The sequence below is a fragment of the Tabrizicola sp. M-4 genome (genome assembly GCF_051132405.1).
Lineage (GTDB): Bacteria > Pseudomonadota > Alphaproteobacteria > Rhodobacterales > Rhodobacteraceae > Paragemmobacter.
Map to the genome: position 1 here is coordinate 3679117 of NZ_CP128606.1, position 24181 is coordinate 3703297.

The following is a 24181-nucleotide window of genomic DNA, read 5'->3' on the forward strand; positions in this document are numbered from 1 at the left end:
GGGATCGATAGGAGATTTGCCATGACGCATCTTGAACGCCGGAACTGGGTGCCTGCAGAGTGCGAGGATTATGTGCTGCGGCTGGCGGGGGAGGCTGCCTCGCAGAGTGCCGAGGCGGTGGAGGCGCGGGTGGAGGCGTTGATCGAGAAGAACCTCGAGATCCACGACAGGGAGTGTTTCAACCTGAACCCCGCGACGAATGTGATGAACCCTCGGGCGGAGGCGGCGCTGGCGCGTGGGTTGGGGTCGCGGCCTTCGCTGGGCTATCCGGGCGACAAGTACGAGATGGGGCTGGAGGCGATCGAGGAGATCGAGGTCATCGCGGCGGAGCTGGCGGCGGAGGTGTTCGGGGCTTCGTTTGCGGAGATACGCTGCGCTTCGGGGGCGATGGCGAACCTGTATGGCTTCATGGCGCTGGCGAAGCCGGGGGATGCGATCATCGCGCCGCCGCCTGCCGTCGGGGGGCATGTGACGCATCACAAGGCGGGGTGCGCGGGGCTTTACGGGTTGGTGACGCACGACGCGCCGGTCAATGCTGACGGATACACGGTGGACCTTGGGGCGCTGCGGGACTTGGCGCTGCGGGTGCGGCCGAAGGTGATCACCATCGGCGGGTCGCTGAACCTCTTCGCCCATCCGGTGCGCGAGGTGCGGGCGATTGCGGATGAGGTGGGGGCCTTCGTCCTGTTCGACGCGGCGCATCAGTGCGGGATCATCGCGGGCGGGGTCTGGGCCAATCCGCTGGATGAGGGGGCGCATCTGATGACGATGAGCACCTACAAGAGTTTGGGCGGGCCGGCGGGAGGGGTGATCGTGACGCGGGATGCGGGGATTGCCGAGGCGCTGGACCGAATCGCCTTTCCGGGGATGACGGCGAATTTCGATGCGGCGAAGTCGGCGGCCTTGGCGATCACGCTGTTGGATTGGCGGGTGCATGGGCGGGCCTATGCGCAGGCGATGGTGGATGTGGCGCGGGCGCTGGCGGGGGAGTTGGCGGCTTTGGGACTGCCTGTCTTCGCGGCGGAGCGGGGGATGACGACGAGCCATCAGTTCGCGATGGAGGCGGCGGCGTTCGGGGGCGGGCAGGCGGCGTCGAAGACGTTGCGGAAGGCAGGGTTCCTGGCTTGCGGGATCGGGTTGCCGATTGCTGCGGTGGAGGGGGATTTGAACGGGCTGCGGATCGGGACGCCGGAACTGGTGCGGCGGGGGGTGACGGTGGGGGATGCGCCCGCGCTGGCGGCGTTGATTGCGGAGGGGTTGCGGGGGAACGATCCGGGCGCGGTGGCGGCGCGGGTGCGCGAGATGCGGGGGCGGTTCACGGGGGTGCACTATGTGCGGTGAGGGCTTGTAGCAGCGCGTCGAGGGCTGGCGCGGGATCGTCGGGGGACTGGGCCAGCGTCATGCCGTGCGCCCAGTCGATCAGGATGTCGCGCCAGAGGCGGGCTTTTGCCGCGCTGAGCCCTTGGGCGAGGAGGAGGGATTCGAGGGCGTCGGTGATGCGTTGGGCTTCCCGTGGCAGAGGGCCTGCAGTGCGGAAGAGGGCGAGGGTCAGGTTAGGGTGTGCGGTGATGGTCTGCACATAGGTCTGCATCAGGGCGCGGAGGCGTTGGGTGGGGGGGCCTTCGGTTTCGGTGGGGACCTTTGTGAGGACGTGGTCGGCGAGGGCGCGTATCAGGGCGTCGCGGGTGCCGATGTGGTGTTGCACGGCCATCGGGGTGACGTTCAGGCGCTGGGCGAGGGCGCGGATCGTCAGGACGGTTTCGCCCGTGTCCAGCAGGGCGAGGGCTTCGGTCAGGATCGCGTCGCGCGTCAGGCGGGGGGTGGTGGGTCGGCCTGCGGTCATGCGAGGCGCCATGTGGATTGGACGAGGCCGGAGGGGAAGGTTTTGGTGGTTTCGTGGATCAGGGGGACGTCTGCGGGGAGGGTTCCGAAGAGCGGGCGGCCTGCGCCGAGGAGGACGGGGGCTGTGGTGATGGTGAGCGTCTCGATCAGGCGGGCGCGGAGGAAGGATTGGATGATCTGGCCGCCGTCTATGTAGGCGCGATCGTGGCCTTGGGTGGCGAGGTGCTGCATTGCGTCGGTCGGGGGGAGGTTGGCGATGGTGACCTTGCCTTGGAGGTGGTCGGGGATGGTTTGGAGTGTGGAGGAGAGGACGAGGACTGGGAGAGTGTAGTGCCAATCGGGGAATTGGAGGACCGACTCGAACGTGCCCCGCCCCATGACGATGCAGTCCATCGTGGCGATGAAGGCGTCGTAGCCGTGATCCTCGGTCGGGTCGTCGCGGGAGAGCAGCCAGTCGAGCGTGCCGTCGGAGCGGGCGATGAAGCCGTCGAGGCTGGTGGCGATGAATACGTGGCCGGTGGTGGGCATGGCGATGGTTTCCGTTGTTATTTATACAACGTATAATTATGGCGATGTTGACGCGCAAGGAGCGGCGGATGGGGCGGAGATTGGCGGGGTGAACCCCGCCCTATGGCGTTGGCACAGGGTGTTTTGAGGTTTGGCGCGGAGGTCCCGGACGTGTCCGGGGCGGGGTTTCGCGGGGGCTGTCGCCGCGCAAAAAAGAAACCCGCCAGATCGCTCTGGCGGGGAAGGCACGCCCTCAGGGGGAAGGCGGATCAGATGTCGAGCGTGTTCTCATGCTCCCAGCGGGAGAAGTGGGAAACGAAGCTGTCCCATTCCTTCTGCTTGAGCTTGAGGTAGGCGGAGGAGAATTCCTCGCCCATCATGGCCTTGAGCGTCTTGTCCTTGTCATATTCGCGCAGCGCGTCGAGCAGGTTCAGCGGCAGCTTGGGCGCACCTTTGACCGTATGGCCCTGCTGATACATGTCGATGTCGTAGCGGCGGCCGGGATCGGCCTTGGTGCGGACGCCGTCAAGGCCCGCGGCAAGGATGACGGCCTGCAGCAGGTAGGGATTCGCCGCGCCGTCGGGCAGGCGCAACTCGAACCGGCCGGGGCCGGGGACGCGGACCATGTGGGTGCGGTTGTTGCCCGTCCATGTCACCGTATTCGGTGCCCATGTCGCGCCCGACGAGGTGCGGGGCGCGTTGATGCGCTTGTAGCTGTTCACCGTCGGGTTGCAGATCGCAGCCAGCGCCGAGGCGTGTTTCATGATCCCGCCAAGGAAGTTGCGTCCCTGATCGGAGAGCGACAGTTCCTTCGTCGGATCGGAGAAGGCGTTGGTCTTGCCATCGAGCGACCAGACGGAGATGTGGGCGTGGCAGCCCGACCCCGTGAGGCCCTTGAAGGGCTTGGGCATAAAGGTGGCACGGAAGCCGTGCTTTTCGGCGACCGACTTCACCATGAACTTGAAGAAGCTGTGTTTGTCGGCGGTCTGGAGGACGTCGTCGTATTTCCAGTTCATCTCGAACTGGCCGATCGCGTCTTCGTGGTCGTTCTGATAGGCCTCCCAGCCAAGCTCCAGCATGTAGTCGCAGATCTCGCTGATCACGTCATAGCGGCGCATGATCGCCTGCTGATCGTAGCAGGGCTTTTCGGCCGTATCGTAGATGTCGGAGGCGGCGGTGCCTTCGGCATTGAGGATGAAGAATTCCGGTTCCACCCCCGTCTTGACGCGCAGCCCATCCTTTGCGGCCTCGGCGACCAGACGCTCCAGCACATTGCGGGGGGCCTGTTCGACAAGCTTGCCTTCCATCGTGGCGCGGGCCGCGACCCAAGCGACATCCTTCTTCCACGGAAGCTGGATGGCCGAGTCCGGATCGGGCACGGCCATGAGGTCCGGGTGGGCGGGGGTGAGGTCGAGCCAGGTGGCGAACCCGGCGAAACCTGCCCCTTCCTCGGCCATGTCGTTGATGGCCTGAGTCGGAACCAGCTTGGCGCGCTGGCTTCCGAAGAGGTCCGTGTAGGAGATCATGAAATACTTCACGCCCCGTTCGGCGGCCCACTTGGCAAGATCTTTTGCCATTTAAAACTCCCTGTCCTGTCGTTTTCCGGCTTGTCGCCGTGTGTGTCTTCAGAAGCCGCCGTTGCGGCCCGGTATCCAGTTGGTGCCGGCCAGCGGGACGCCTGCCATGGCGGCGGCTTCGATGGACAGCGCGCAGAGATCCTCGGGTTCGAGGTTGTGCAGGTGATTCTTGCCGCAGGCGCGGGCGATGGTCTGCGCCTCCAGCGTCATCACCTTGAGGTAATTCTTCAAGCGGCGACCGCCGAGGATGGGGTCGAAGCGTTTGAAGAGTTCCGGGTCCTGCGTGGTGATTCCTGCCGGGTCCTTGCCTTCGTGCCAGTCGTCATAGGCGCCGGCGGTGGTGCCGAGCTTCTGGTATTCGGCCTCGAGCGCGGGGTCGTTGTCGCCCAGCGCGATGAGGGCGGCGGTGCCGATGGCGACGGCGTCGGCGCCCAGCGCCATGGCCTTGGCCACGTCGGCGCCGGAGCGGATGCCACCCGAGACGATGAGCTGCACCTTGCGGTGCATGCCGAGGTCCTGCAGCGCCTTCACGGCCTGCGGGATGCAGGCGAGGATGGGCATGCCGACGTTTTCGATGAAGACGTCCTGCGTGGCGGCGGTGCCGCCCTGCATGCCGTCCAGCACCACGACGTCAGCGCCTGCCTTCACGGCGAGCGCGGTGTCGTAATAGGGGCGGGCGCCGCCGACTTTCACATAGATCGGCTTTTCCCAATCCGTGATTTCGCGCAGTTCGAGGATCTTGATTTCCAGATCGTCGGGACCCGTCCAGTCGGGGTGACGGCAGGCGGAGCGCTGGTCGATGCCTTTCGGCAGGTTGCGCATCTGGGCCACGCGGTCGGAGATCTTTTGCCCGAGGAGCATGCCGCCGCCGCCGGGTTTGGCCCCCTGCCCCACCACGACCTCAATCGCGTCGGCGCGGCGGAGGTCGTCGGGGTTCATGCCATAGCGCGACGGCAGGTATTGATAGACGAGGGTCTTGGAATGCCCGCGTTCCTCTTCCGTCATGCCGCCGTCACCGGTGGTGGTGGAGGTGCCTGCGGCGGAGGCCCCGCGACCGAGGGCTTCCTTGGCCGGACCCGACAGCGCGCCGAAGGACATGCCGGCGATGGTCACGGGGATGTCGAGGTGGATCGGCTTCTTCGCATAGCGGGTGCCGAGCCAGACGTCGGTCGCGCATTTCTCGCGGTAGCCTTCGAGCGGGTAGCGCGAGATGGAGGCGCCGAGGAAGAGGAGGTCGTCGAAATGCGGGAGTTTCCGCTTCGAGCCACCGCCGCGGATGTCGTAGATGCCGGTTGCGGCGGCGCGGCGGATTTCGGCGTTGATGTCGTTGGAGAAGGTCCACGACTGCTTGGGCGGCGTACGGGGAAAATCGCTCATTCTTCTTGCAGCCTCAGTAGGACGACGCGTTGTCGATATTGAAGGTGTAAAGCTTGCGGGCGGAGCCGTAGCGCTTGAATTCCTCGGGCTTGGCCAGATGGTCGGCCTCGCCCCGCTTCAGCAGGTCGGCGAGGAGGGCGAGGTGTTCGGGGCGCATCTCTTTCTCGATACAGTCGGCACCGAGGGATTTGACCGAACCGCGGACGAAGAGGCGGGCTTCGTAGAGGCTATCGCCGAGGGCCTCGCCCGCGTCACCCAGCACGACCATGTTGCCGGACTGGGCCATGAAGGCGGACATGTGGCCGATGTTGCCGTGGACGACGATGTCGATGCCCTTCATCGAGATGCCGCAGCGCGAGGAGGCGTTGCCCTTGATGACCAGAAGGCCACCGCGACCCGTCGCGCCCGCATATTGGCTGGCATCGCCGTCGATGATGACGGTGCCGGACATCATGTTCTCGGCCACACCCGGACCGGCGGAGCCTTTGACGCGGACGGTCGCCTGCTTGTTCATCCCGGCGCAGTAATAGCCGGTCGAACCGCGGACCGTGACGTCGACGGGGGCGTCGAGGCCCACGGCGATGGCATGCGCGCCCTTGGGGTTGATGATCTCCCAAGACGTCATGTTGGTCTGGCCCTTCAGGCCGTGGAGCGTCGAGTTCAGCGCCCGCAAGCCTTGGGCGGAGAGGTCGAATGTCTGCATGGTCTCAGCGTTCCCAGAAGTAGACGGTTGCGGGCTCCGGTTCCCAGACGCGGGCGGAGTCGATGCCCGGCAGGTTCACCATCGCGCGGTATTCGGAGCCGAAGGCGACGTATTGGTCGGTTTCGGCCATGACGGCAGGCTTGCAGGCGATCGGGTCGCGGACGACGCCGAAGCCGTTCTTGGTGCCGACGACGAAGGTGAAGAAGCCGTCGAGGTCGGTGAGGGTGGCTTCCATCGCCTCGCCGAGTTTTGCGCCTTCTTGCAGCTTGTGGCTGATGAAGGCGGCGGCGACTTCGGTGTCGTTCTCCGTCTCGAAGGTCATGCCGGCCTGACGCAGGACGCGGCGGACGGAGTTGTGGTTCGAGAGCGAGCCGTTGTGGACGAGGCACTGGTCGGAGCCGGTCGAGAAGGGGTGCGCGCCCATCGTGGTGACGGCGGATTCGGTGGCCATGCGGGTGTGGCCGATGCCGTGGGTGCCGGACATGCGCGAGACTTCGAAGCGGGCCGCCACATCCTTGGGAAGGCCGACTTCCTTATAAATCTCAATGCCTTCACCCGCCGACATGACCTTGGCCTTGGGGCGCAGGTCGCGCATGGCGTGGCGGGCAGCTTCGAGCCGGTCTTCGGGGAGTTCAAGGACCATGTGGGTGTCCTTGACCTGCCCCGTCACCTTGGCGGCGATGGCCTTTCCAAGGTCTTCGGCGAGGGTGGCGAAGTCGGCATCCGGGTTGGCGGATTGCACCGTGAGCTTGGCCTTGCCCTTTTCGGGGCGGCCGTAGATCGCGATGCCCGCCGAGTCGGGGCCGCGGTCGGTCATGGTGATGAGCATGTCGGTGAGCATCGCACCGAGCTGCGGTTCAAGCTTGGGGTCCTTCAGGAAAAGACCGACGATTCCACACATGGAGCCGACTCCTCTGTTCGCATCTGTGGCCCACGCTAGCACCGAAGATTTCACCGCTCAACTGAGAAGAAACTTTTTTAACTGGTGGGCAATGATTTTTTCAAACCGCACATTTTATATGCAAATGTTTTGACAGAATGCCGCAGGGCGTGCTTCCCTAGGGGAAAGAATGTTCACACACAGCGAACACCCCCGCATCCCCGGCCCGCATGCGGAGTGGCACAAGAGAGGGCCAAGGGAGGAAACTGTGTCGGACCTGAATTCCCGAATTCAGGCCATTCACAAGCGGGACATGTCCGTCGCCTGGGCATTCGTCATCGGCTTGTGGCTGGCCGTGATCTTCGTGGCGATTGCCACCTGGTCGTTTGCGCCCTCGTCAGGGGCGCGGACGCTGCTTCTGATCGGCGGATTCGCCGTGCTGGTGCTGAATACCGCCGCGATCATGGCGATGCTGCGCCATTACCGCGAGGATCGCGACTTCATGTACGGGCTGGACATCAAGTTCCTTGATGAAGCCCGCGCGGCGAAGAGGTGACATGATGGCGCGATATGTCCCCCCGAAGCAGAGCAAGATTGGGCAGGTGATTGACGTCATCGTCCTGCTGATTCTGTCCATCGGCGCGCTTTACATCCCGCTCTGGCTGGGCCTTGCGGGTTCGTCGAAGCTGCCAATACCCGTGGACAACCCGACATGGGAGAGCCTTGGCCAGAATGCGGTGATGGTCGAACGCTGGAACGCGCTGGGATTTGCCGACCCTGCCGCCGCGCATGACATGATCACGGCGCGTTATGACTATTCCTTCACTTGGGGTGCGCTGGCGCTGATGGTGGTGGTGATCGTGGGCTATTTCGTGATGATGCTGCGGCTTTCCGAAAAGGAATACCGCGAGGTCATCGCCGAAAAGTTCGATGGCAAGTGAGGGAGCAACCGATATGTGGCCGATGATTGAAACAGGCGCATGGGTGCTTTCCGCCCTGTTCGCGCTGCACATGGTCTGGGACTGGTACCGCACCGATTCGACCTATTCCGAAGACGTCCTCACCTCGTCCCGTGAGGGCGAGATCGAGGCGATGACCGAGCAGCACCGGCTGGAGGGAGGCGGAAATGTCTGACATCGACATCACCTCGAAGACGATGGACGGCATGGGGCCGCATGGCACCAAGGTCGGCCTGCTGCGGGTTCTGGGTCCTGCCCATGTCTGGGCGCTGGGCGTGGGGATCGTGCTGGTGGGCGAATACATGGGCTGGAACTTTGCCGTGGGCAAAGGCGGGGCCTATGCGGCGCTGATCGCCTGCTGGTTCGCGGGGATCCTGTATTCCTGCGTGGCGATGATCGATTCGGAGGTGACTTCGACGGTCGCGGCGGCGGGCGGGCAGTATACGCAGGCCAAGCATATCGTCGGGCCGCTGATGGCGTTCAACGTGGGGCTATACCTCGTCTTTGCATACACCATGCTGGAGGCGGGGAACGCGATCACGCTGGGTTACCTGATTTCGGTCGCGGCGGACATGACGGGGGCGACGGAACCGCTGGACCAGCGGCCGTTCATCATCCTGGCGATCATGTTCCTGGCCTGGCTGAACTATCGGGGCGTGCTGGCGACGCTGACCTTCAACCTGATCATCACGGCGTTTGCCTTCTGCGCCATCCTGATCCTGTTCTTCGCCTCGGCCCCGTGGAGCGATACGTCGCTGCTGGCCCATGCCGACCTGATGTCGGGTCAGGCCGCCCTGCCCTATGGCTGGCTGGGCGTGCTGGCGGCGATGCATTTCGGGCTTTGGTTCTACCTTGGCATCGAAGGCACGACTCAGGCAGCGGAAGAGGTGCGGTCGCCCGCGCGGTCGCTGCCCTTCGGGACGCTGGCCGGGATCATGACGCTGCTGATCGCGGCGACGCTGACGTGGTATATCTGCGTGGGCTATCTGCCTTGGGAATACCTTGGTGACGGGGTGAACGGGGCCGTGGCGCCGCTGTTCAGCGCGGCGCAGATGACCGGGTCGGATGCGTTGATCGTGATCCTCGGCTTCGGGACGCTGTTTGCGACGCTGGCCTCGGCCAATGGCTGCATCAACGATGCGTCGCGGGCGTGGTTTTCCATGGGGCGCGACCATTACCTGCCGCAGTGGTTCGGGGCGGTGCATCCGACCTATCGGACGCCCTATCGGGCGATCATCTTCCTTGTTCCCATCGCGCTGATCTTCGCGCTGGGGGCGCCCTTGGATCAGGTGATCACCTTCTCGATCCTTTCGGGTCTGCTGGGATATACGTTCATGCCGATCAACGTGATCCTGTTCCGGCGGAAATGGCCGCTGGACACGATCAAGCGGGGGTATGAGCATCCGTTCCACCCGATCCCGGCGATCCTGCTTATCGCGCTGTGTTCGGTGACCTATTTCGCGGTGTTCCTTGGATACGGAACCCAGTTGATCGCGATGGTGAGTTTCTACATCGTGGTGTCGCTGTGGTTCCACTTCTGGCGGTATCGCTTCGTCAAGCGGGCGGATCAGTTCACCATGCCTTGGCCGAAGCCGCGGGGGTATTGAACGCATAGGTCCGGCCCGCCCGAGACGGTGGGCCGGACCCAATCGGGAAGCCGCAAGATATGGAACTGAAGGGTCTTTTCTTACTGGCGCTTACCCTTGGGGTAGGCGCTTTCGTTTATTTTGTGCTGCGCCGCGAGCAGGCCGTGCGTGCAGCGCGGCGGGCGGGATTTCTATCGTCGGCGGAAGGTCTGTTCGAGGGGCGGCGTCTGCAGATGCAGCCTTCGGGTTTTCCGCGTCTGGCGGGCTGGCACGAGGGTGAGGAATTCGATCTACAGGTGGTGGCTGACAGCCTGACCCTGCGGAAGCTGCCTGCGCTTTGGGTGCTGGTCAGCATACCGGTGCCGTTGCCTACGGGGGCGACCGTGAATGTGATGCTGCGCCCGACCGGGTTGGAAAGCTTCAGCAATTTCGGGCAGTTGCCCGTGCAGATCCCGGTGCCGCCCGGGTTTCCGGAGGACTGCGCCATCCGGTCGGACGCGCCGGGGGCGGTGCCCTTCGAAGCAGCGATCCGCGAGGTGCTTGGCGCGGTGGACGAACGGCGGTTGAAGGAGATTCTGGTCACGCCGAAGGGGGTGCGGCTGGTGTTTCTGGCAGAAGAGGCGCATCGCGGGCGCTATCTGATCTTTCGCGATGCCGAGATGGGGCGGCTGCCGCTGCCGCCGGCGCGGCTTGCGCCCTTTCTGGCGGCCGCGAAGAGGTTGCGGAGGGCGGTGTTGCAGGAGACAGGGGGGAAGGTGGAATGAAGAAACCGTTGAATCCATGGGTGATTCTTGCCCTTGCCGTGGTTTTGCCGGGGGTTGGGCATGTGGCTTGCCGGCAACCGGTGCGGGGGCTGGTGTTCCTGTTCTTCATCATCCTGCTGGGCGCGTTCACGGTGAAGACCGCGAGTCCCGAGGTTTCGCTTGTCGGGAAATATGCCGGTGGGCTGTTCGTTTGGGCGATGTCGATACTGGATGCCTACCGGATCGGGCGGATCCGGTATGAGGTTTGGCGGCATCAGGCCTGAGGGTAGCTGATGATCGACAGGTAGCGGGCGGGGAGTTTCACCAGCACCTCGGGGCCATGCGGGGCATCGGCATCGAAGAAGAGGCTGTCGCCGGGTTCGAGGTGATAGAGGTTGTCGCCATGGCGATACGTGACCTCGCCCTCCAGCATGTAGAGCAGTTCGATCCCGTCATGCTGGAAGGCGGGGAAAGTGTCGGATTCCGCCGTCAGCGTGATGACATAGGGTTCCACCACGACGCCCGAACTGTTCGATCCGATATGGCCGAGCAGATGGTATTGATGCCCCGCGCGCGTGCCACGGCGTTCGATTTCGAGGTGTTCGCCTGCCTTAACATGCTGACATTCCCGCTTTTCTTCGTAGCCGCGGAAGAAGGAGGTGATGGGGGTGGAGAAGGCATGGGAAAGGATTTGCAGCGTTGTGAGCGAGGGCGAGGTAATGCCGTTCTCGATCTTGGACAGCATGCCGATGGAGAGGCCGGTGACCGCGGCGAGATCGGCCACGGTCATGCCCTGCTGGCGGCGGAAGGCGCGGACGGAGCGGCCTATGGCCATTTCCAGATTGCGTTCGGCGAGTTCGCGGACGCGGTGAGGGTCTTGGCTGAAGACGGGTTTGGATTTGGGGATCACCGGGTCGGAGGCGGTGTCGGGCGTGATGTCGAGGTCTTCCATCCTTCTCCCCAAAGTGGACATAGACGAATGGATTTTTACTATAGGGAAAATTCCGGGGCGGACAAGGCTTCGGAACCGACGTCATCGGCTGTACCGAGACCTGTGCCGAAAACTGTACCGCAAACTGTCAGCACGCAGCGGGCGGTTAAGTCAGGGTCGGGTAAGGGTTTGGGTGTGAGGTCCAAGGGGGACCCCGTCCCGGGCCTGACCCGGGCCGGGCTTGGCCCTGTCAGAAGGCGGAGCGCGCCGCCGTTTCCAGCGCGTGGAAGACCGACGCCGCCGAGGAGCGGGGGCCGATGACGGATAGGTGCCCTTCGGCGCGGATCACGACGTAGCAGCCGAGGTGTTCGATCACCGTGCGGGTGGCAGATCCCGGCCCGTGGGCGCGCAGGTCGAAGTTGCAGAGGCGTTCGAACATCGACGGCAGGTCGGACCCCGTCACGTCGAAGCGCGCCCATGCGTCGGTCTGTTCGGTGAGGCTGGCGGTTTCGCCGAAATGCGGTTTGAGGATCGCCGTGATGTCCTCATGCGTGGCGAAGGGGGCCTCTACCATCCACATGTCGGGCGATAGCCAGAAGCTGGCATAGGTCGCGCCTTGCGCGGCCTTGCCGGGGCCGGGCAGCGGGATGCCCGCCGTTTCGGCGATGTCGGCGACGGCTTTCCCTTCGCCCATGCGGGCGGCGAGGGAGGCGAGCGCCGTGTCCACGACTTCGGTGATCGTCACGGGGCCGATGGTCACGCTATGGGGCGTGGCGTGGCCGAGGGGGGTGATCGGTTTCAAACGATGGTCAGCCACGGAGGCGTTCTCCTTCCGGGTCGAAGAAGTGGGGCGAGACGATTTCGACCTCCACCTCCGTCTTGGCGAGCAGGTTCACGGCGCGCATGCGGTCGCCGATGCGGGCGGCGCCGTTCTTGAGGTAGCCCAGCGCGATGGAGCAGCCGAGATGGGGGGAATAGACGACGGAGGTGAGCCAGCCGCCATCGTTTGCTGCCACCGGGGCCGCGCCGATGTCGAGGAAGTGGGAACCCGCGGTGAGGGGTTTGGTCGGATCGACGGGTTTGACGCCGACGATGCGGAGGCCGTTTTCCTGCGTCAGCCCTTCGCGTTGCGAGAGGACCATGCCGATCGCGTCTTTCTTCTTGGACACCATCTTGCCGAGGCCCATGTTCAGCGCTGTGGTCTGGCCGTTGAGTTCGTTCCCCGCGACATGGCCCTTTTCGACGCGCATGACGCCCAAGGATTCCGTGCCGTAGGCGACGGCCCCGAATTCCTCGCCCGCCTTCATCATCTCGCGGATCATGGCGTCGCCGTAGCGGGTGGGGACGGCGATCTCATAGGCGAGTTCGCCCGAGAAGGAGATGCGGAAGAGACGGGCGCGGAGGCCGCCGCAGACGGTGATGTTGGCGCAGGCCATGTAGGGGAAGGCGGCGTCGGAGATGTCTTGGTCCACGACCTTTTGCAGGAGCTTGCGGGCGTTGGGTCCTGCGACGGAGAATTGCGCCCAGGCTTCGGTCGTGGAGATCAGTTGCACGTCCATGTCGGGGTAGAGGCACTGGCGGACATATTCCATGTGCCGGAAGACCGGGACGGCGTTGGCGGTGGTGGTGGTCGTGACCCATTCGTTTTCGCCCAGACGGGCGGTGGTGCCGTCATCCATGACGATCCCGTCCTCGCGCAGCATCAGGCCGTAGCGGACCTTGCCGACGGGGAGGGTGGAGAAGGTGTTGGCGTAGACCTTGTCGAGGAAGGCCCCCGCGTCGCGGCCCTGCACGTCGATCTTGCCGAGGGTCGTCACGTCGCAGATGCCGACGGAGGCGCGGGTTTGCAGGACTTCGCGGTCGACGGACTGGCGCCATGTGGTCTCGCCCGCCTTGGGGAACCATTGGGCGCGGAGCCACATGCCGACTTCGACGAAGATGGCGCCCTGTTCGGTGGCCCATTTATGGCTGGGCGTCAGGCGGGTCGGTTTGAATTCGTGGCCACGGGAGCGGCCTGCGAGGGCGCCCATGGCGACGGGGGTATAGGGCGGGCGGTAGATGGTGGTTCCGGTCTGCGGGATGGATTTGCCCGTCAGTTCCGCCATCACGGCGAGGCCGAGGATGTTGCCCGTCTTGCCCTGATCCGTCGCCATGCCGAGCGTGGTGTAGCGTTTCAGGTGTTCGACGGAGGTGAAGTTTTCCTGCTTGGCCAGTTTGACGTCCTTGACCGTGACGTCGTTCTGCTGGTCGATCCAGGCGCGGCCCGTGCCTTCGTGGACATACCAGAAGGGGGTGATGTTCCCGGGGGCGTCTTCGGCCTTTGGCAGGTCGGGGGTGTGGGGGGTGAGGCCGAGGGCTTCGAGGGCGGCGTTGGCTTGTTGCGCGCCTGTGGTAAGGGCGGCGTGGGTTGAGAGGTGGCCTGCGGCCCCGCCTGCGGCGGTGAGGTTTGCGGGACCGTCGGTCGGGGGGGTGAAGGCGGCGATGCCTTCGTTCCAGACCGGGCGGCCACGGTGGTGGCTGGCGATGTTGAGATTCGGGTTCCAGCCGCCGGAGACGCCGAGGGCGTTGACGGAGAGGGTTTCGGTTTTCCCGTTGGCGTGGCGGATGGTGATGGATTTCAGGCCGAGTTTGCCCTTCGTGTCGATGACTTGCGCGCCCTTGAGGTGGCGGATGCCGGAGAGGAGTTCGCCTTCCTGCCGCGTGTCGATGACGGCGGCGATGTCGATGCCCTTGGCCTGAAGGTCCGTCGCGGTGCGCAGGCCGTCGTCGTTGTTGGTGAAGACGGCAACGCGATCTCCGACCGCGACGGCGTAGCGGTTGGCGTAGGTGCGCAGAGCGCCCGCCAGCATGATGCCGGGGCGGTCGTTGTTCTCGAAGGCGATGGGGCGTTCGGTGGCGCCGCCTGCGAGGATGGCTTGGCGCGAGTAGATGCGCCAGAGGATCTGGCGAGGTTTGCCTTGCGCAGGCACGGGGAGGTGGTCGGAGACGCGTTCGACCGCGCCGTAGATGCCGTGGTCCATCGCGCCGATGACGGTGGTGCGGGGCATCAGGCGGACGTTGGGCATCTGTGCCAGCGTGCGGACAGTGTCTGCGGCCCAGTCGGCGCCCGCGTGGTTTCCGATGGTCAGGGTTTCGGCGTTGAGGCGGCCGCCCATGCGGAAGTCTTCATCGGCGAGGATGACGCGGGCGCCCGCGCGGCCTGCGGTCAGGGCGGCCATGAGACCTGCGGGGCCTGCGCCGATGATCAGGATGTCGCAGTGGAGGAAGCCTTTGTCGTAGTCGTCGGGGTCGTCCTGCCGGGTGAGCGAGCCGAGGCCTGCGGCGCGGCGGATGATGGGTTCGTAGAGCTTTTCCCAGAACGCGGCGGGCCACATGAAGGTCTTGTAGTAGAAGCCCGCGGCGAAGAAGGGGGAGAGGCGGTCGTTGATCCCCATCAGGTCGAATTTGAGCGAGGGGAAGCGGTTCTGGCTGTTCGCCGTGAGCCCGTCGAAGAGTTCGGCGACGGTGGCGCGGGTGTTGGGTTCCTGACGCGCGCCGGTGCGGAGTTCGACGATGGCGTTGGGTTCTTCGCTGCCTGCCGAGATGGGGCCGCGCGGGCGGTGGTATTTGAAGCTGCGGCCCATGAGGCGGACGCCGTTGGCCAGCAGGGCGGAGGCGAGCGTGTCGCCGGGGTGGCCTGTGTAGGGGTGGCCGTCGAAGGTGAAGCGGAGCGTCTTGGTGCGGTCGATCTGGCCGCCGGACTTGATGCGGTTGTCTTGCGTCATTTGCTGCGCCCCCGTGCGCGCGCCACGTCGCGGGCGAGTTCGACCTTGGTGATTTCGTGGGTCACGGTGTTGCGGGTGACGACCAGCCATGAGCGGTCGCCCTGTTCGTGATACCAAAGCTCGCGGTGTTCGCCTGCGGGGTTGTCGCGCAGGTAGAGGTAGTCGTGGAAGGCGTCCAGCGCGGCCTCGGTCGAGGGGAAGGACATCCCGTCGGGGCGGTCGATCAGGGCGGCGTCGCCGAGATAGGTGAATTCCTGCGCGTCGCGGGGGCCGAGGAGGGGGTGGTTGATGATCATGGCTTGCCCTCAGTGCAGGTTGGGCTGCGCGCCCTGCCCTTTTTCGTCGATCATCAGGCCCTTGCGGAAGCGATCGAAGCGATAGGCGGTGGCGGTGGGGTGGGGTTTGTCGGTGGCGAGGAGATGCGCGAAGCACCAGCCGGAGGCGGGCGTGGCCTTGAACCCGCCATAGCACCAGCCGCCGTTGAAATAGAGGCGGTCGATGTCGGTCCTGTCGATGATGGGGGAGCCGTCCATCGACATATCCATGATCCCGCCCCATGAGCGCAGGAGGCGAGCGCGGCCGATCATGGGCATGAGGGACATGCCGCCTTCGGCCACGTCTTCGACCACGGGCAGGTTGCCGCGCTGGGCGTAGGAGTTGTAGCCGTCGATATCGCCGCCGAAGACGAGGCCGCCCTTGTCGCTTTGGCTGACGTAGAAGTGGCCTGCGCCGTAGGTCATGACGCCGTCGATCAAGGGTTTGAGGCCTTCGGAGACGAAGGCCTGCAGGACGTGGGATTCGATGGGCAGGCGCATGTTCACGTGGGACATGACCTTGGAGGAGGAGCCTGCGACGGCGACGCCGACCTTTTTCGCGCCGATGAAGCCGCGGGTGGTGTCGACGCCGGTGACGCGGCCTGACTCGGTGCGGATGCCGATGACTTCGCAGTTCTGGATCAAGTCCACGCCGCGCATGTCGGCCCCGCGCGCATAGCCCCATGCCACCGCGTCATGGCGGACGGTGCCGCCGCGGCGCTGCATCAGCGCGCCCTTGATGGGGAAGCGGGCGTTGTCGAAGTTCAGGAAGGGATACATCTCCCGCACCTGATCGCGGTTCAGGAGTTCCGCGTCGGCCCCGTGCAGGATCATGGCGTTGCCGCGCCGCGTATAGGCGTCGCGCTGCGCGTCGGTGTGGTAGAGGTTGATGATGCCGCGCTGCGAGACCATCGCGTTATAGTTGAAGTCCTGCTCCAGCCCTTCCCAGAGTTTCAGCGAGAATTCGTAGAAGGGTTCGTTGCCGTCGAGGAGGTAGTTCGACCGGATGATGGTCGTGTTCCGGCCCACGTTGCCGCCGCCGAGATAGCCCTTTTCCAGCACGGCGATGCGGGCCTGTTTGAATTCCTTGGCGAGGTAATAGGCCGTGGCGAGGCCGTGGCCGCCGCCTCCGACGATGACGTAATCGTAGGAGGATTGCGGTTCAGGGTCGCGCCATGCGGGTTTCCACCCTTTGTGGCCGGTAAGAGCCTCGGCGATCACTCGGAAGCCGGAATAGCGCATGGTCGGTTCCCATAATTGCTTTGTCGCGACTATGGTCCCGAAGCCGTGGGAAACACCATCCGTTTCCGCCATCGGCCCATCCGGAACCGACAGGAGCATGATCCGCTGCGGGTCTTGGCAGCGGCTGCCACGGCGAAAGCAGTTCCGGCCCGCACCGGGTGATGCGGGACAGGACCGGAATGAGACGCGGCGTGGTTAATTGAGGCGGTAGATGTCGGCCAGAATGAGGGCCACCACGAAGCTGAACCAGATGAGGCTGGCGCGCGAGATGATGGGCATCGCGATGTTGGACAGGATGGCGGCGAAGGTTTTCGGTCGTGATTTCATCGGGCCCCCCCTGAGGTCGGTCTTGCTGCCGGTCACGGGGAAAATTGCATATCGGGCGGTGTTCCAAATCCTCGGCAGGTCTGACGATCTGTCGGACCTTGGTCCCGCGAAGCGGTGGCGAGAGTGACGCTTGGCGTCGGGCGGCGCGTGAGTCTGGCGACGAGTGACCGGTTGCGATATCGCCGACAGCATTGGTGCGGCGGGAAGCGCGGGCCTCGTCGCGGCGACCTTGGCACGAATCGCGCTACATGCAACAAGGAGAGGTGTTTCCCATGCCGTGGGCTGGGGTCGGCCGTCGCGGCGCGTTCGCCTTGGCGGGTGTTGTATGAGTGCGATCAGTGCGAGTGAGCCATGAGTGAGACCTTCCATCCCGGAACCCCGGCACCGGTGCCGGTTGCCGTAACCTCGGCCTTCGGGACGACCTTCCAGCTTTCGATGGAAACGGCGGCGGATTACCTGCTGCATCCCGTCTTTCTGCGCTTTGCCATGATCTGCCTGTGCATCCGCGCGCTGCTTGATCAGGGGGACGACATCCGCCTGTTGCAGGGGTGGCAGGTGGCGGTGCTGTGGCTGATCGTGGCGTTGGGGAGCGTGGCAGTTCTGATGGCGGTGATCGGACTGCTGCGACTGCTGTCGCGGGTCGGGGCTGGGCGGCGGGTCTATACGCCGCTGCTGTTCCTGCCGTTGGTGGTGGCGGGGGAGTATCTGACGCAGGGGGTGATCGGCATCTTTCACGAGGGCTATGCCAAACCCTTCGAGCAGGCCCTGATCGACATGACGCGGGATCTGCTGGTTCTGATGATGTTCGATGCCTTCCATGCGCTGTATGTGGCGCCGCAGCATCCGCTGGCGCGGGACGAGGTGGAGCGGCCCCCGCATCCGGTGGAGGGCGCGCGCAGGGCCGGGGTGGAGCGGCCGGAGATAATGGAGGTGCCAGCGGCGGCGGAGGTGCCGGAGGGGACGCCTGCGCCCATGGCGGAAGCGGAGGTGGTGCGAATCGCGGAGCGGGTCTTTCCGCTGGCGGATCTGCTGTCGGTCCGGACGGAGGACCATTACCTGAGCGTCGTCGCCCGCACGGGGCGCAGCATGTTGCGCGCGAAGCTTTCGGATATCGGCGCGCTGCATGACGGGCGGCACGGGGTGCAGATCAACCGATCGCAATGGGTGGCCTTTGCCGCCATCCGCGAGATGCGGGAAGAGCGGAGCGGGCAGATCGTGCTGGAACTTGAGACGGGCGACAGCGCGACGGTGGCGCGGTCGCGGCGGTTGGTCTTTCTGCAGCTTTGGCAGGGCGTGCTGCGGCGGCGGAGCGCCTAATTCCGGCGGGCGAAGCGCATGGGTAGGGTGAAGCTGTAGCTGGCCTCGGTCAGGCCGGAGGGAGCCTTGGCAAAGCGGCCTGCGGCCTGCACGGCCTTGATCGCGGCGGCATCGAGGGCGGCATTGCCGGAGGAGGCGGCGATGGCGGCGCCCTGCAACTGACCGCTGCGCGAGACGGTGATGCGGATGGTGACGCTGCCTTCGGCGCCGTCGGCGGCGGTGGGGTAGCGTTTGCGTTTCTCGATCCGGGCGCGGATGGAGGCGCCCCAGCCCGCGAGGGCGTCCTGCGCCTGCGCGGCGGAGAGGGTGGAGGCCTCGGCGGTGCCGGACTGGCCTGCGGCGGTGCCGCCGCCCGCACCTGCGGCGCGTTGGGCGGGGACCGGGGCGCTGTCGGTTTGGGCCGGGGCGGTGGCGCGTGGGGGTTCGGCCGGGGCCTTTGCGGGGGCCTCGGGGCGGGGTTGGGGTTTCACCTTCGGTGCCGGGGGCGGGGGTGGTTCGGGCGGAGCCTCGGCCATGGCCGGGGTGGCGTCGGGGGCCGGGGCCGCGAGGGTAGGCTGCGGAAGGGCGGGACGATCGGGCGCCGGTTCCGGCGGTGGCGCGGGCGCGGGAAGGGCGGCGTCGGTTGAGGCGGGGGGTTGGGCGGGCGGCGCGGGGGCGGTGACGCGCGGCGGTTCGCGCCATGCGGCGACGAGGGTGGCGATGCTGCCATCTGCGGGCTGGAGCGAGATCAGGTCGCTGCCCCCTGCCCCGCTGGCCGATGCGCCCTCCGCCGGTCCGGGGTGCAGGGCGAAGGCCCCCAAATGCAGGATCAGGGCGAGCGAGAGCGCGGCGGCGGCCTGAAGCTGGGCCGCGGTCATGGGGCGGGCCCGGCGGTGGCCACGAGTTCCACCTGCGCGAAGCCCAGCGTGGCAAGGCGGGGCATGAGCGCGGCGAGACGGTTCGCGGGAAGGGCGGCATCGGCGCGGAGGGTGAGCGTGGGCGGTTCGGCGGCGCAATCGGTGGCGGCGCAGTGGTCGGCGCGGGCCTGTGCCAGCGCGGCGAGAGCCGGATCATCCTGCGCGTCGCGATAGCCAAGCCGCCCGTCGGCGGCGATGTGCAGGGTGAAATCGTCCGCCACCTCGGCCTGTGCCTGCGCTTCGGGCGGGGTGACGGGGAAGGGTTCGGGCGGGGTGAGGCGGGCGGCGAGGAGGAAGAAGATCAACAGAAGGAAGATCACGTTGATCATCGGGAGGAGATTGTCGTCCAGCCTGCGCCGGGGTGGATCGCGGAAATCCATGCGCGTCACTCCACCAGCACGAGACGGAAGAGGCCCGCGGCGGCGAGGCTGTCCATCAGCGTGACGAGGGATTGCAGATCGGCCCCGTCGCGGGCGCGGAGCACGACGATGTCGTCGGGCGATTGCATCAGGGGGGCGAGCGCGGCGGCGATGTCCTGCGGGGCGATGTTGCGGCCGTTGAGGAAGAGGCCGGAGGGGGCGAGTTCGACGAGGCGGGGCGGGCCGGAATAGGCGGTGCCGCTGCCGGTGAAGGTGAGGGGGAGCGCGCGGTCGGAGCCGAAGCGGGAGGCCAGCATGAAGAAGACGAGCAGCAGGAAGATGACGTCGATCATCGGCGTCAGGTTGGGACGCCTGCGGGGGCGCGTCTCCTCCAGACGGATCATTCCGCCGCCTGACGGAGCGCGGAGGGCGCGCGGGACCCGTGCAGGATGCGGGTGGCGGCGTCCTCCATGTCGTGGCGGAGGCGGTCGACGACCGATTCGAACCATGTGAGGGCGATCTGGGCGGGGATGGCCACGGCCATGCCTGCGGCGGTGGTCAGGAGCGCCTCCCATATGCCGCCGGCGAGGAGGGCGGGGTCGGCGCGGGTGCCTGCCTGTTGCAGCGTCTGGAAGGCGGCGATCATGCCGGTGACGGTGCCCAGAAGGCCAAGCAGCGGGCCGATGGTGGAGGCGAGTTCGAGACCGCGCAGACCGGCGCGGGCCTCGGCCAGAAGGGCGCGGGCGTGGCGTGTGACTTCGGCCTCGGCGGCGTCGCGGTCGAGCGCGGGGTCGAGCGCGGCCAGCATGGCGGCATGGGCAAGGCGGGCGCGGTGCGAGCGGCGGTTGGCGAGATGGGCGATGGCCTCGGCGGTGCGGCCCTGCGTCCAGAGGTCCAGCGCGGCGGCGGTGTGGCGGCCACCGGACCATGCGCCGAAGGAGAGCAGGCGCATCACCTTCCACAGGATGAGGGCGAGGGCCGCGACGGAAAGCGCGGCGATGGCCCACATGGCCAAACCGCCCATGTCGATGAAGGCGATCATCGAGGCCAGCGCGCCCTGCGGCGGTGCCGTGGCGAGATCGGTCGCGGGTTCCATCCTTTTGCCCCCCATGGCCAGCGGGGCCAGAGTCGGCCCCCCGTGCAGGATGCGGTTCGGGCTAGGGCCCGGACCTGCCTTTGTCAACTTTAGCGCAAGTTTGACGGTTGCGGAATGCGGCGGCCTGCGCAGGGGCGACGGGATGGGGGCGGGATGCGACGGGGCGGGGCGGCGTCGGTTCGGACCTCAGTCTGATGGATTGCCGGACCTATTCATGTGCCCGCGATGCCTCTTTTCTGCCACATTCGCCCTTGGGTCGGGGGCCGCCCCAAGAAGACTGCGCATCAAGGAGAAGTCGATGTCTTTATCTGGTGAAGGGTTGCCTCCGGGCACAGGCCTGCGTTCCGTGACAGATCGGGAGACCGCCTGCACAGGGCTGGCCCATCCGAGCGCGGAGGGCCGGTGATGACGGACCTGACCAAATACGGTTCTGCCCATAACCTTGCTAATGAATCGATCGTGGAGCGCGCCCGGCGGCGGCGGCGTGAGGCGGTGGCGCGGCGGGCCGGATGCGTGGTGCGCACGACACTGGCCGGTGGGAATGTGATCGAGTTCAAGTTCCATGCGCTGCCGCGACTGGCGGACGTGATGGAGAAACTGGGACCGGATGCCGTGATCGTGGGCATGCAGTTCGGGGATGGCGAGGGCGTCGGAAAGGCGTAAGCCTGCGTGGTGGCGCGATGCCCTTGCTGGGCGGTGGCGGGTTTCGGGGGGCACCTTGAACGAAACCCGCCGCCGCCTTTGTGTTTTCCGCACCCGGTGATCAGGCGTTGAGGTCCTTCAGCAGGCGGCCATGCTTGCGCACCTCGACAAGCACCTCTTCGAAGGTGCGGATGTTCCGGCCGCGCAGCATCGTCAGCATCTTGAGGAAGGCATCGGCGGTTGCGACGGCATCGCCCAGCGCGGTGTGGCGCGCCTCTTCCGAGATGGTGATGCCGAGGCGCTGGGTCAGGGCGTCGAGGGAGTGTTCCTCATGCTGGCTGAAGACCACGGCGGAGAGGAGGACGGTGTCGAGGATCGGCATGTCGAAGCGGCGGCCGATGGCGGGTTCGGCGCGGCGGAGGAAGGTCATGTCGAAAGGGGCGTTGTGGGCGACGAGGACGGAGCCTTCGGCGAAGCGGTGAAAGCGGGAGAGCGCCTCGGCCACGGTGGGGGCATCGGCGACCATGGCATCGGAGATGCCATGCACGGCGGAAGAGGCCGGGGGGATGGTGCGGCCGGGATGGACGAGGGTGTTGAAGACCTCGCCTTCCACCCGGCGGCCATTGACGATGCGGACGGCGGCGATCTGCACGATCTCGTCGCCCTGATGGGGCAGAAGGCCCGTGGTTTCGGTATCGAAGACGACATAGGTGAGCGTGTCGAGGCCGCTTTTCAGGACGTGGCCGCGCTTTTCCTGCGCGAGAAGGTCGAAGTCATAGGTGACGCGGCGGCGGATGGGTTCGGGCCTGCGGACGGCGCGGCGGGCCTGCAGAATGGGCAGGCAGATGGCCTGCTGCCCGTCGGGGAGGGTTTCGGGCCAGATGTCGGTGGCATGTTCGGCAAGGAAGCTGCGGCCCGTGGTTTCGGGAAGCGCCGGATCGAGCGGGCGGTCGAGGAGGCGTTCCAGCGCGGCCATGGGGAGCGGTTTGCCCTGCCATGCGATGCGGAGGGAGGCGCCGCCGAATTCCTCGTCAAGGCGGAGGTCGATGGCGGCGGGGCCGAGGGCGCCCGCGATTTCGTGGCAGAGGAGGGTCGTCAGGCCGACGAGTTCATAGGCGTTGCAGCCGATCATCAGCGCGCCGGGATGGGGCGTGACGGCAAGGCCGGGGCGTTCGACGCGGGCGCGGATGCTGTCGAGCACGTCCTCGCCGCGCAGCATGGCATAGGGGAGGGTTTCGGGGCGGCGGTCCTGATTGGCCTTGGAAAGATCGTGCAGGGTGGCGACGAGGTCATCGACTTCGCGTTCCAAGGCACCGGAGAGCGTGGCCTCGCCCCCTTCGGCGGCGGCGGCGCGCAGGGTGGCGATGCCCGCGACAGAGCGGCTGATGCGTTCCAGCGCCTCGGCGATGAAGGCCTCGCGCCGGGCGGAGACGGCGAAATCCTGCGTGACGTCGCGCAGGGTGAGGACATAGCCGCCCGCCCCGCCTTCGAGCAGGCGCATGCGGCCGGAGAGCAGGACACTGCCACGGATGGCGGTGCAAAGAAGGTCGGAGGCGGCGTCTTCCTGCCCGGTTTCCATGAGGCGGGTATAGGCGTCCTGTAGGGGACCGTCGCGGAGATAGCCGAAGACGCTGCGCGCGAGCCCCGGCTGATCGGCGATGTCGAGGCTGCCTGCGCCAAGGAATTCGGCCGCCTGACTGTTGTAGAAGACAAGCTGATGATCGCCGGTGCAGATGATGACGCCAACGGGGACGTCGGAGAGCAGGCGCTCGAGGCGGGCCTTTTCCTGAGTCAGGCGGGCGGTTTCGCGACCGATCGCCTCGGCCAGCGCGCTGCGGGTTTCGGCGAGCGTGTGGGCGGCGGCGGAGGCGGCGGGGGCGAGGTCGCCCAGGTATTTCGCCACCTCGGTTTCAAGTGGGAGGGTGACGTCGGAATGGGCGCGGGCACGCAGGGCCCCGGCGAGGAGGTCGATGGGGCGGGCGACGTTGCTGTCGAAGAGCAGCCAGACCCATGCGATGAGGCCGGTGGTGAGGAAGCCCGCGATGAGGCCAATCTGGATGAGGGCATCGGTTTCGGCGGCAAGGGCGGGGAAGCGGGTGATGGCGACCCAGAGGCCCAGCCCGATGGCGCCCACCGACCCTGCCGCCAGAAGCGCGAAGAAGAGCAGGATGCGGAGGCGCAGGCTGAGGCGGGTGATCACATCCCGTCCTCCGATGCGACGATGCGCTTGATCTCGCCGCGCAGGGTGCCTAGGTCGAATGGTTTGGTCACGAAACCATCGGCGCCGAGGGCCATGGCCTTGCGTTTTTCCAGCGCGGAGCCGCGCGCCGTCATCATCACCACCTTGACGTCGGAGAGGGCGGGATCGTGGCGGATTTCCTGACAGATCTCATAGCCGGAGACGGAGGGGAGCATGATGTCGAGCAGGACCACCTCGGGGTGGCGGCTGCGGATGAAGGGCATGACATCGGCCCCGTCGGCGATGCGGGCATGGCCATAGCCTTCGCGTTTGACGACGTATTCGAGGGCGATGGCGATGTTGTCCTCATCCTCGACGATGAGGACGAAGGGGGGGCGGGTCCGGTCAGCCATCGCTTGCTCCCTTGCAGGCCGCTTGGGCGGAGGTGTCGCCTTCGGCGATTGGGACCCATTCCCCACCGGTCAGGACGCCGGCATCGTCGATCTTGGTCTGAGCGTTCAGGCGGACGGAGCGGTTGGCGGCGCAGTCCACCACCATGAGGGCCTGATCGATGCCCTGCCAGCGAGCGAAGCCGTAGACTTCGGCGAGGATCAGGTCGGCCCCTCCGGGATGGGCGGCAAGCGTGCGGGTATCCATGGCGAGGAAGCGCGAGGTCATCGGGAAGACCATCGTCCAGGGCCGCAGGGCCTGTGGGCGCTGGTCCTGCCAGACCACGACCACGCCTTCGGGAAGGGCGGCAGCCTGTCGGCCATACCAGCCGTATTCCATCACGACCGCATAGCCGATCATGCCCGCGCCCGCGGCGGCGGGGACCAGCCATTTCGGCAACCGCCCGCGCGACAGCTTGCGCAGGAGCATGGCGATGCCCGCGCAGGCGATGGCGGCGACGAAGGCGGCGATCAGTTCAATGGCCATTCCG

Annotated in this window: 28 protein-coding genes; 9 read left to right on the forward strand and 19 right to left on the reverse strand. The window is 66.2% G+C overall.

The features are described 5' to 3' along the window. Positions 1 to 21: 21 nt before the first annotated feature. Positions 22 to 1341 carry a serine hydroxymethyltransferase gene (glyA, locus tag TabM4_RS17985; RefSeq protein ID WP_434615559.1) on the forward strand — a complete coding sequence of 440 codons (1320 nt, stop codon included), beginning with the start codon at positions 22 to 24 and terminating at the stop codon, positions 1339 to 1341. Here the strand turns inward: glyA and TabM4_RS17990 are convergent. The 6 genes from TabM4_RS17990 to TabM4_RS18015 form a co-directional block, all read right to left on the reverse strand. Next, positions 1316 to 1843, reverse strand: coding sequence for a TetR/AcrR family transcriptional regulator (locus tag TabM4_RS17990; RefSeq protein ID WP_434615561.1), 528 nt, complete (start codon positions 1841 to 1843; stop codon positions 1316 to 1318). The genes glyA and TabM4_RS17990 overlap by 26 nt on opposite strands. Then, positions 1840 to 2370 carry a dihydrofolate reductase family protein gene (locus tag TabM4_RS17995; RefSeq protein ID WP_434615564.1) on the reverse strand — a complete coding sequence of 177 codons (531 nt, stop codon included), beginning with the start codon at positions 2368 to 2370 and terminating at the stop codon, positions 1840 to 1842. The genes TabM4_RS17990 and TabM4_RS17995 overlap by 4 nt, the downstream gene beginning before the upstream one ends. Positions 2371 to 2618: 248 nt before the next feature. After that, on the reverse strand, positions 2619 to 3926 hold the full coding sequence (gene glnT / locus TabM4_RS18000; protein WP_434615567.1) for a type III glutamate--ammonia ligase: 1308 nt from the start codon (positions 3924 to 3926) through the stop codon (positions 2619 to 2621). A gap of 48 nt (positions 3927 to 3974) precedes the next feature. Continuing rightward, positions 3975 to 5303, reverse strand: coding sequence for an FMN-binding glutamate synthase family protein (locus TabM4_RS18005; protein ID WP_434615570.1), 1329 nt, complete (start codon positions 5301 to 5303; stop codon positions 3975 to 3977). A 13-nt stretch (positions 5304 to 5316) separates the two neighbouring features. After that, entirely contained in the window at positions 5317 to 6006 is a 690-nt protein-coding gene (locus TabM4_RS18010; RefSeq protein WP_023664229.1) for a GXGXG domain-containing protein, read from the reverse strand. 4 nt (positions 6007 to 6010) lie between these two features. Next, complete coding sequence (locus TabM4_RS18015; RefSeq protein ID WP_434615573.1) at positions 6011 to 6907, reverse strand: glutamine amidotransferase; 897 nt, start codon at positions 6905 to 6907, stop codon at positions 6011 to 6013. Positions 6908 to 7199: 292 nt separating this feature from the next. Between TabM4_RS18015 and TabM4_RS18020 the strand changes: the two genes are divergently transcribed. From TabM4_RS18020 to TabM4_RS18045, 6 genes are read left to right on the forward strand one after another with little or no spacing between them, the layout of a single operon-like run. After that, positions 7200 to 7442, forward strand: coding sequence for a hypothetical protein (locus TabM4_RS18020; protein WP_434615576.1), 243 nt, complete (start codon positions 7200 to 7202; stop codon positions 7440 to 7442). 1 nt (position 7443) lies between these two features. Next, entirely contained in the window at positions 7444 to 7827 is a 384-nt protein-coding gene (locus TabM4_RS18025; RefSeq protein ID WP_434615579.1) for a hypothetical protein, read from the forward strand. Between the two features lie 13 nt (positions 7828 to 7840). Further along, entirely contained in the window at positions 7841 to 8020 is a 180-nt protein-coding gene (locus TabM4_RS18030; RefSeq protein ID WP_434615582.1) for a hypothetical protein, read from the forward strand. Beyond that, entirely contained in the window at positions 8013 to 9452 is a 1440-nt protein-coding gene (locus tag TabM4_RS18035; protein ID WP_434615585.1) for an APC family permease, read from the forward strand. Before TabM4_RS18030 ends, TabM4_RS18035 begins: the two co-directional genes overlap by 8 nt. Positions 9453 to 9511: 59 nt before the next feature. Continuing rightward, positions 9512 to 10195, forward strand: a complete 684-nt coding sequence (locus tag TabM4_RS18040) for a hypothetical protein (RefSeq protein ID WP_434615588.1) — start codon at positions 9512 to 9514, stop codon at positions 10193 to 10195. After that, complete coding sequence (locus TabM4_RS18045) at positions 10192 to 10458, forward strand: hypothetical protein (RefSeq protein ID WP_434615591.1); 267 nt, start codon at positions 10192 to 10194, stop codon at positions 10456 to 10458. The genes TabM4_RS18040 and TabM4_RS18045 overlap by 4 nt, the downstream gene beginning before the upstream one ends. Here the strand turns inward: TabM4_RS18045 and TabM4_RS18050 are convergent. From TabM4_RS18050 to TabM4_RS18075, 6 genes are all read right to left on the reverse strand, one after another. Beyond that, on the reverse strand, positions 10449 to 11009 hold the full coding sequence (locus TabM4_RS18050) for a helix-turn-helix domain-containing protein (RefSeq protein WP_434622163.1): 561 nt from the start codon (positions 11007 to 11009) through the stop codon (positions 10449 to 10451). The genes TabM4_RS18045 and TabM4_RS18050 overlap by 10 nt on opposite strands. 346 nt (positions 11010 to 11355) lie before the next feature. Beyond that, a complete protein-coding gene (locus TabM4_RS18055; protein WP_434615593.1) occupies positions 11356 to 11922 on the reverse strand; it encodes a sarcosine oxidase subunit gamma in 567 nt (188 codons plus the stop codon). After that, the gene (locus tag TabM4_RS18060) at positions 11915 to 14869 is read right to left on the reverse strand and encodes a sarcosine oxidase subunit alpha family protein (RefSeq protein WP_434615595.1); all 2955 of its coding nucleotides are present in this window, start codon (positions 14867 to 14869) and stop codon (positions 11915 to 11917) included. The genes TabM4_RS18055 and TabM4_RS18060 overlap by 8 nt, the downstream gene beginning before the upstream one ends. Then, the gene (locus TabM4_RS18065) at positions 14866 to 15165 is read right to left on the reverse strand and encodes a sarcosine oxidase subunit delta (RefSeq protein WP_434615598.1); all 300 of its coding nucleotides are present in this window, start codon (positions 15163 to 15165) and stop codon (positions 14866 to 14868) included. Before TabM4_RS18065 ends, TabM4_RS18060 begins: the two co-directional genes overlap by 4 nt. A 9-nt stretch (positions 15166 to 15174) precedes the next feature. Then, positions 15175 to 16425 (reverse strand): sarcosine oxidase subunit beta family protein, encoded by a 1251-nt coding sequence (locus tag TabM4_RS18070; RefSeq protein ID WP_434622165.1) that lies wholly within the window; start codon positions 16423 to 16425, stop codon positions 15175 to 15177. A gap of 195 nt (positions 16426 to 16620) precedes the next feature. After that, complete coding sequence (locus tag TabM4_RS18075; RefSeq protein ID WP_434615601.1) at positions 16621 to 16752, reverse strand: hypothetical protein; 132 nt, start codon at positions 16750 to 16752, stop codon at positions 16621 to 16623. A gap of 351 nt (positions 16753 to 17103) precedes the next feature. Here TabM4_RS18075 and TabM4_RS18080 point away from each other — a divergent pair, with 351 nt between their 5' ends. Beyond that, positions 17104 to 18069 (forward strand): LytTR family DNA-binding domain-containing protein, encoded by a 966-nt coding sequence (locus tag TabM4_RS18080; RefSeq protein WP_434615604.1) that lies wholly within the window; start codon positions 17104 to 17106, stop codon positions 18067 to 18069. Here TabM4_RS18080 and TabM4_RS18085 read toward each other — a convergent pair. Genes TabM4_RS18085 through TabM4_RS18100 form a run of 4 tightly spaced genes read right to left on the reverse strand, consistent with a single transcriptional unit; the run spans position 18066 to position 20420 of the window. Beyond that, on the reverse strand, positions 18066 to 18926 hold the full coding sequence (locus tag TabM4_RS18085; protein ID WP_434615607.1) for an energy transducer TonB family protein: 861 nt from the start codon (positions 18924 to 18926) through the stop codon (positions 18066 to 18068). The genes TabM4_RS18080 and TabM4_RS18085 overlap by 4 nt on opposite strands. Further along, the gene (locus TabM4_RS18090) at positions 18923 to 19345 is read right to left on the reverse strand and encodes a biopolymer transporter ExbD (RefSeq protein WP_434615610.1); all 423 of its coding nucleotides are present in this window, start codon (positions 19343 to 19345) and stop codon (positions 18923 to 18925) included. The genes TabM4_RS18085 and TabM4_RS18090 overlap by 4 nt, the downstream gene beginning before the upstream one ends. Positions 19346 to 19350: 5 nt before the next feature. Next, positions 19351 to 19728 carry an ExbD/TolR family protein gene (locus TabM4_RS18095; protein WP_434615613.1) on the reverse strand — a complete coding sequence of 126 codons (378 nt, stop codon included), beginning with the start codon at positions 19726 to 19728 and terminating at the stop codon, positions 19351 to 19353. Continuing rightward, positions 19725 to 20420: a MotA/TolQ/ExbB proton channel family protein gene (locus tag TabM4_RS18100; RefSeq protein ID WP_434615616.1), complete on the reverse strand. Its 696-nt coding sequence runs from the start codon at positions 20418 to 20420 to the stop codon at positions 19725 to 19727. Before TabM4_RS18100 ends, TabM4_RS18095 begins: the two co-directional genes overlap by 4 nt. A gap of 405 nt (positions 20421 to 20825) precedes the next feature. On the opposite strand from TabM4_RS18100, the gene TabM4_RS18105 reads away from it, so the two are divergent. Further along, positions 20826 to 21083, forward strand: coding sequence for a hypothetical protein (locus TabM4_RS18105; RefSeq protein ID WP_434615619.1), 258 nt, complete (start codon positions 20826 to 20828; stop codon positions 21081 to 21083). A gap of 100 nt (positions 21084 to 21183) precedes the next feature. Here TabM4_RS18105 and TabM4_RS18110 read toward each other — a convergent pair whose 3' ends face one another. The 3 genes from TabM4_RS18110 to TabM4_RS18120 are packed head-to-tail and all read right to left on the reverse strand — an operon-like array spanning position 21184 to position 24177. Further along, complete coding sequence (locus TabM4_RS18110; protein WP_434615622.1) at positions 21184 to 23262, reverse strand: exonuclease domain-containing protein; 2079 nt, start codon at positions 23260 to 23262, stop codon at positions 21184 to 21186. Further along, the gene (locus TabM4_RS18115) at positions 23259 to 23654 is read right to left on the reverse strand and encodes a response regulator transcription factor (protein WP_434615625.1); all 396 of its coding nucleotides are present in this window, start codon (positions 23652 to 23654) and stop codon (positions 23259 to 23261) included. Before TabM4_RS18115 ends, TabM4_RS18110 begins: the two co-directional genes overlap by 4 nt. Beyond that, on the reverse strand, positions 23647 to 24177 hold the full coding sequence (locus tag TabM4_RS18120; protein WP_434615628.1) for a hypothetical protein: 531 nt from the start codon (positions 24175 to 24177) through the stop codon (positions 23647 to 23649). The genes TabM4_RS18115 and TabM4_RS18120 overlap by 8 nt, the downstream gene beginning before the upstream one ends. Positions 24178 to 24181 lie beyond the last annotated feature (4 nt).

Coding starts and splice junctions, on each gene's coding strand:
- glyA (WP_434615559.1), top strand. CDS start 22: ATGACGCATCTTGAACGCCGGAACTGGGTGCCTGCAGAGTGCGAGGAT.
- TabM4_RS17990 (WP_434615561.1), bottom strand. CDS start 1,843: ATGACCGCAGGCCGACCCACCACCCCCCGCCTGACGCGCGACGCGATC.
- TabM4_RS17995 (WP_434615564.1), bottom strand. CDS start 2,370: ATGCCCACCACCGGCCACGTATTCATCGCCACCAGCCTCGACGGCTTC.
- glnT (WP_434615567.1), bottom strand. CDS start 3,926: ATGGCAAAAGATCTTGCCAAGTGGGCCGCCGAACGGGGCGTGAAGTAT.
- TabM4_RS18005 (WP_434615570.1), bottom strand. CDS start 5,303: ATGAGCGATTTTCCCCGTACGCCGCCCAAGCAGTCGTGGACCTTCTCC.
- TabM4_RS18010 (WP_023664229.1), bottom strand. CDS start 6,006: ATGCAGACATTCGACCTCTCCGCCCAAGGCTTGCGGGCGCTGAACTCG.
- TabM4_RS18015 (WP_434615573.1), bottom strand. CDS start 6,907: ATGTGTGGAATCGTCGGTCTTTTCCTGAAGGACCCCAAGCTTGAACCG.
- TabM4_RS18020 (WP_434615576.1), top strand. CDS start 7,200: ATGTCCGTCGCCTGGGCATTCGTCATCGGCTTGTGGCTGGCCGTGATC.
- TabM4_RS18025 (WP_434615579.1), top strand. CDS start 7,444: ATGATGGCGCGATATGTCCCCCCGAAGCAGAGCAAGATTGGGCAGGTG.
- TabM4_RS18030 (WP_434615582.1), top strand. CDS start 7,841: ATGTGGCCGATGATTGAAACAGGCGCATGGGTGCTTTCCGCCCTGTTC.
- TabM4_RS18035 (WP_434615585.1), top strand. CDS start 8,013: ATGTCTGACATCGACATCACCTCGAAGACGATGGACGGCATGGGGCCG.
- TabM4_RS18040 (WP_434615588.1), top strand. CDS start 9,512: ATGGAACTGAAGGGTCTTTTCTTACTGGCGCTTACCCTTGGGGTAGGC.
- TabM4_RS18045 (WP_434615591.1), top strand. CDS start 10,192: ATGAAGAAACCGTTGAATCCATGGGTGATTCTTGCCCTTGCCGTGGTT.
- TabM4_RS18050 (WP_434622163.1), bottom strand. CDS start 11,009: ATGGCCATAGGCCGCTCCGTCCGCGCCTTCCGCCGCCAGCAGGGCATG.
- TabM4_RS18060 (WP_434615595.1), bottom strand. CDS start 14,869: ATGACGCAAGACAACCGCATCAAGTCCGGCGGCCAGATCGACCGCACC.
- TabM4_RS18065 (WP_434615598.1), bottom strand. CDS start 15,165: ATGATCATCAACCACCCCCTCCTCGGCCCCCGCGACGCGCAGGAATTC.
- TabM4_RS18070 (WP_434622165.1), bottom strand. CDS start 16,425: ATGCGCTATTCCGGCTTCCGAGTGATCGCCGAGGCTCTTACCGGCCAC.
- TabM4_RS18075 (WP_434615601.1), bottom strand. CDS start 16,752: ATGAAATCACGACCGAAAACCTTCGCCGCCATCCTGTCCAACATCGCG.
- TabM4_RS18080 (WP_434615604.1), top strand. CDS start 17,104: ATGAGTGAGACCTTCCATCCCGGAACCCCGGCACCGGTGCCGGTTGCC.
- TabM4_RS18085 (WP_434615607.1), bottom strand. CDS start 18,926: ATGACCGCGGCCCAGCTTCAGGCCGCCGCCGCGCTCTCGCTCGCCCTG.
- TabM4_RS18090 (WP_434615610.1), bottom strand. CDS start 19,345: ATGGATTTCCGCGATCCACCCCGGCGCAGGCTGGACGACAATCTCCTC.
- TabM4_RS18095 (WP_434615613.1), bottom strand. CDS start 19,728: ATGATCCGTCTGGAGGAGACGCGCCCCCGCAGGCGTCCCAACCTGACG.
- TabM4_RS18100 (WP_434615616.1), bottom strand. CDS start 20,420: ATGGAACCCGCGACCGATCTCGCCACGGCACCGCCGCAGGGCGCGCTG.
- TabM4_RS18105 (WP_434615619.1), top strand. CDS start 20,826: ATGACGGACCTGACCAAATACGGTTCTGCCCATAACCTTGCTAATGAA.
- TabM4_RS18115 (WP_434615625.1), bottom strand. CDS start 23,654: ATGGCTGACCGGACCCGCCCCCCCTTCGTCCTCATCGTCGAGGATGAG.
- TabM4_RS18120 (WP_434615628.1), bottom strand. CDS start 24,177: ATGGCCATTGAACTGATCGCCGCCTTCGTCGCCGCCATCGCCTGCGCG.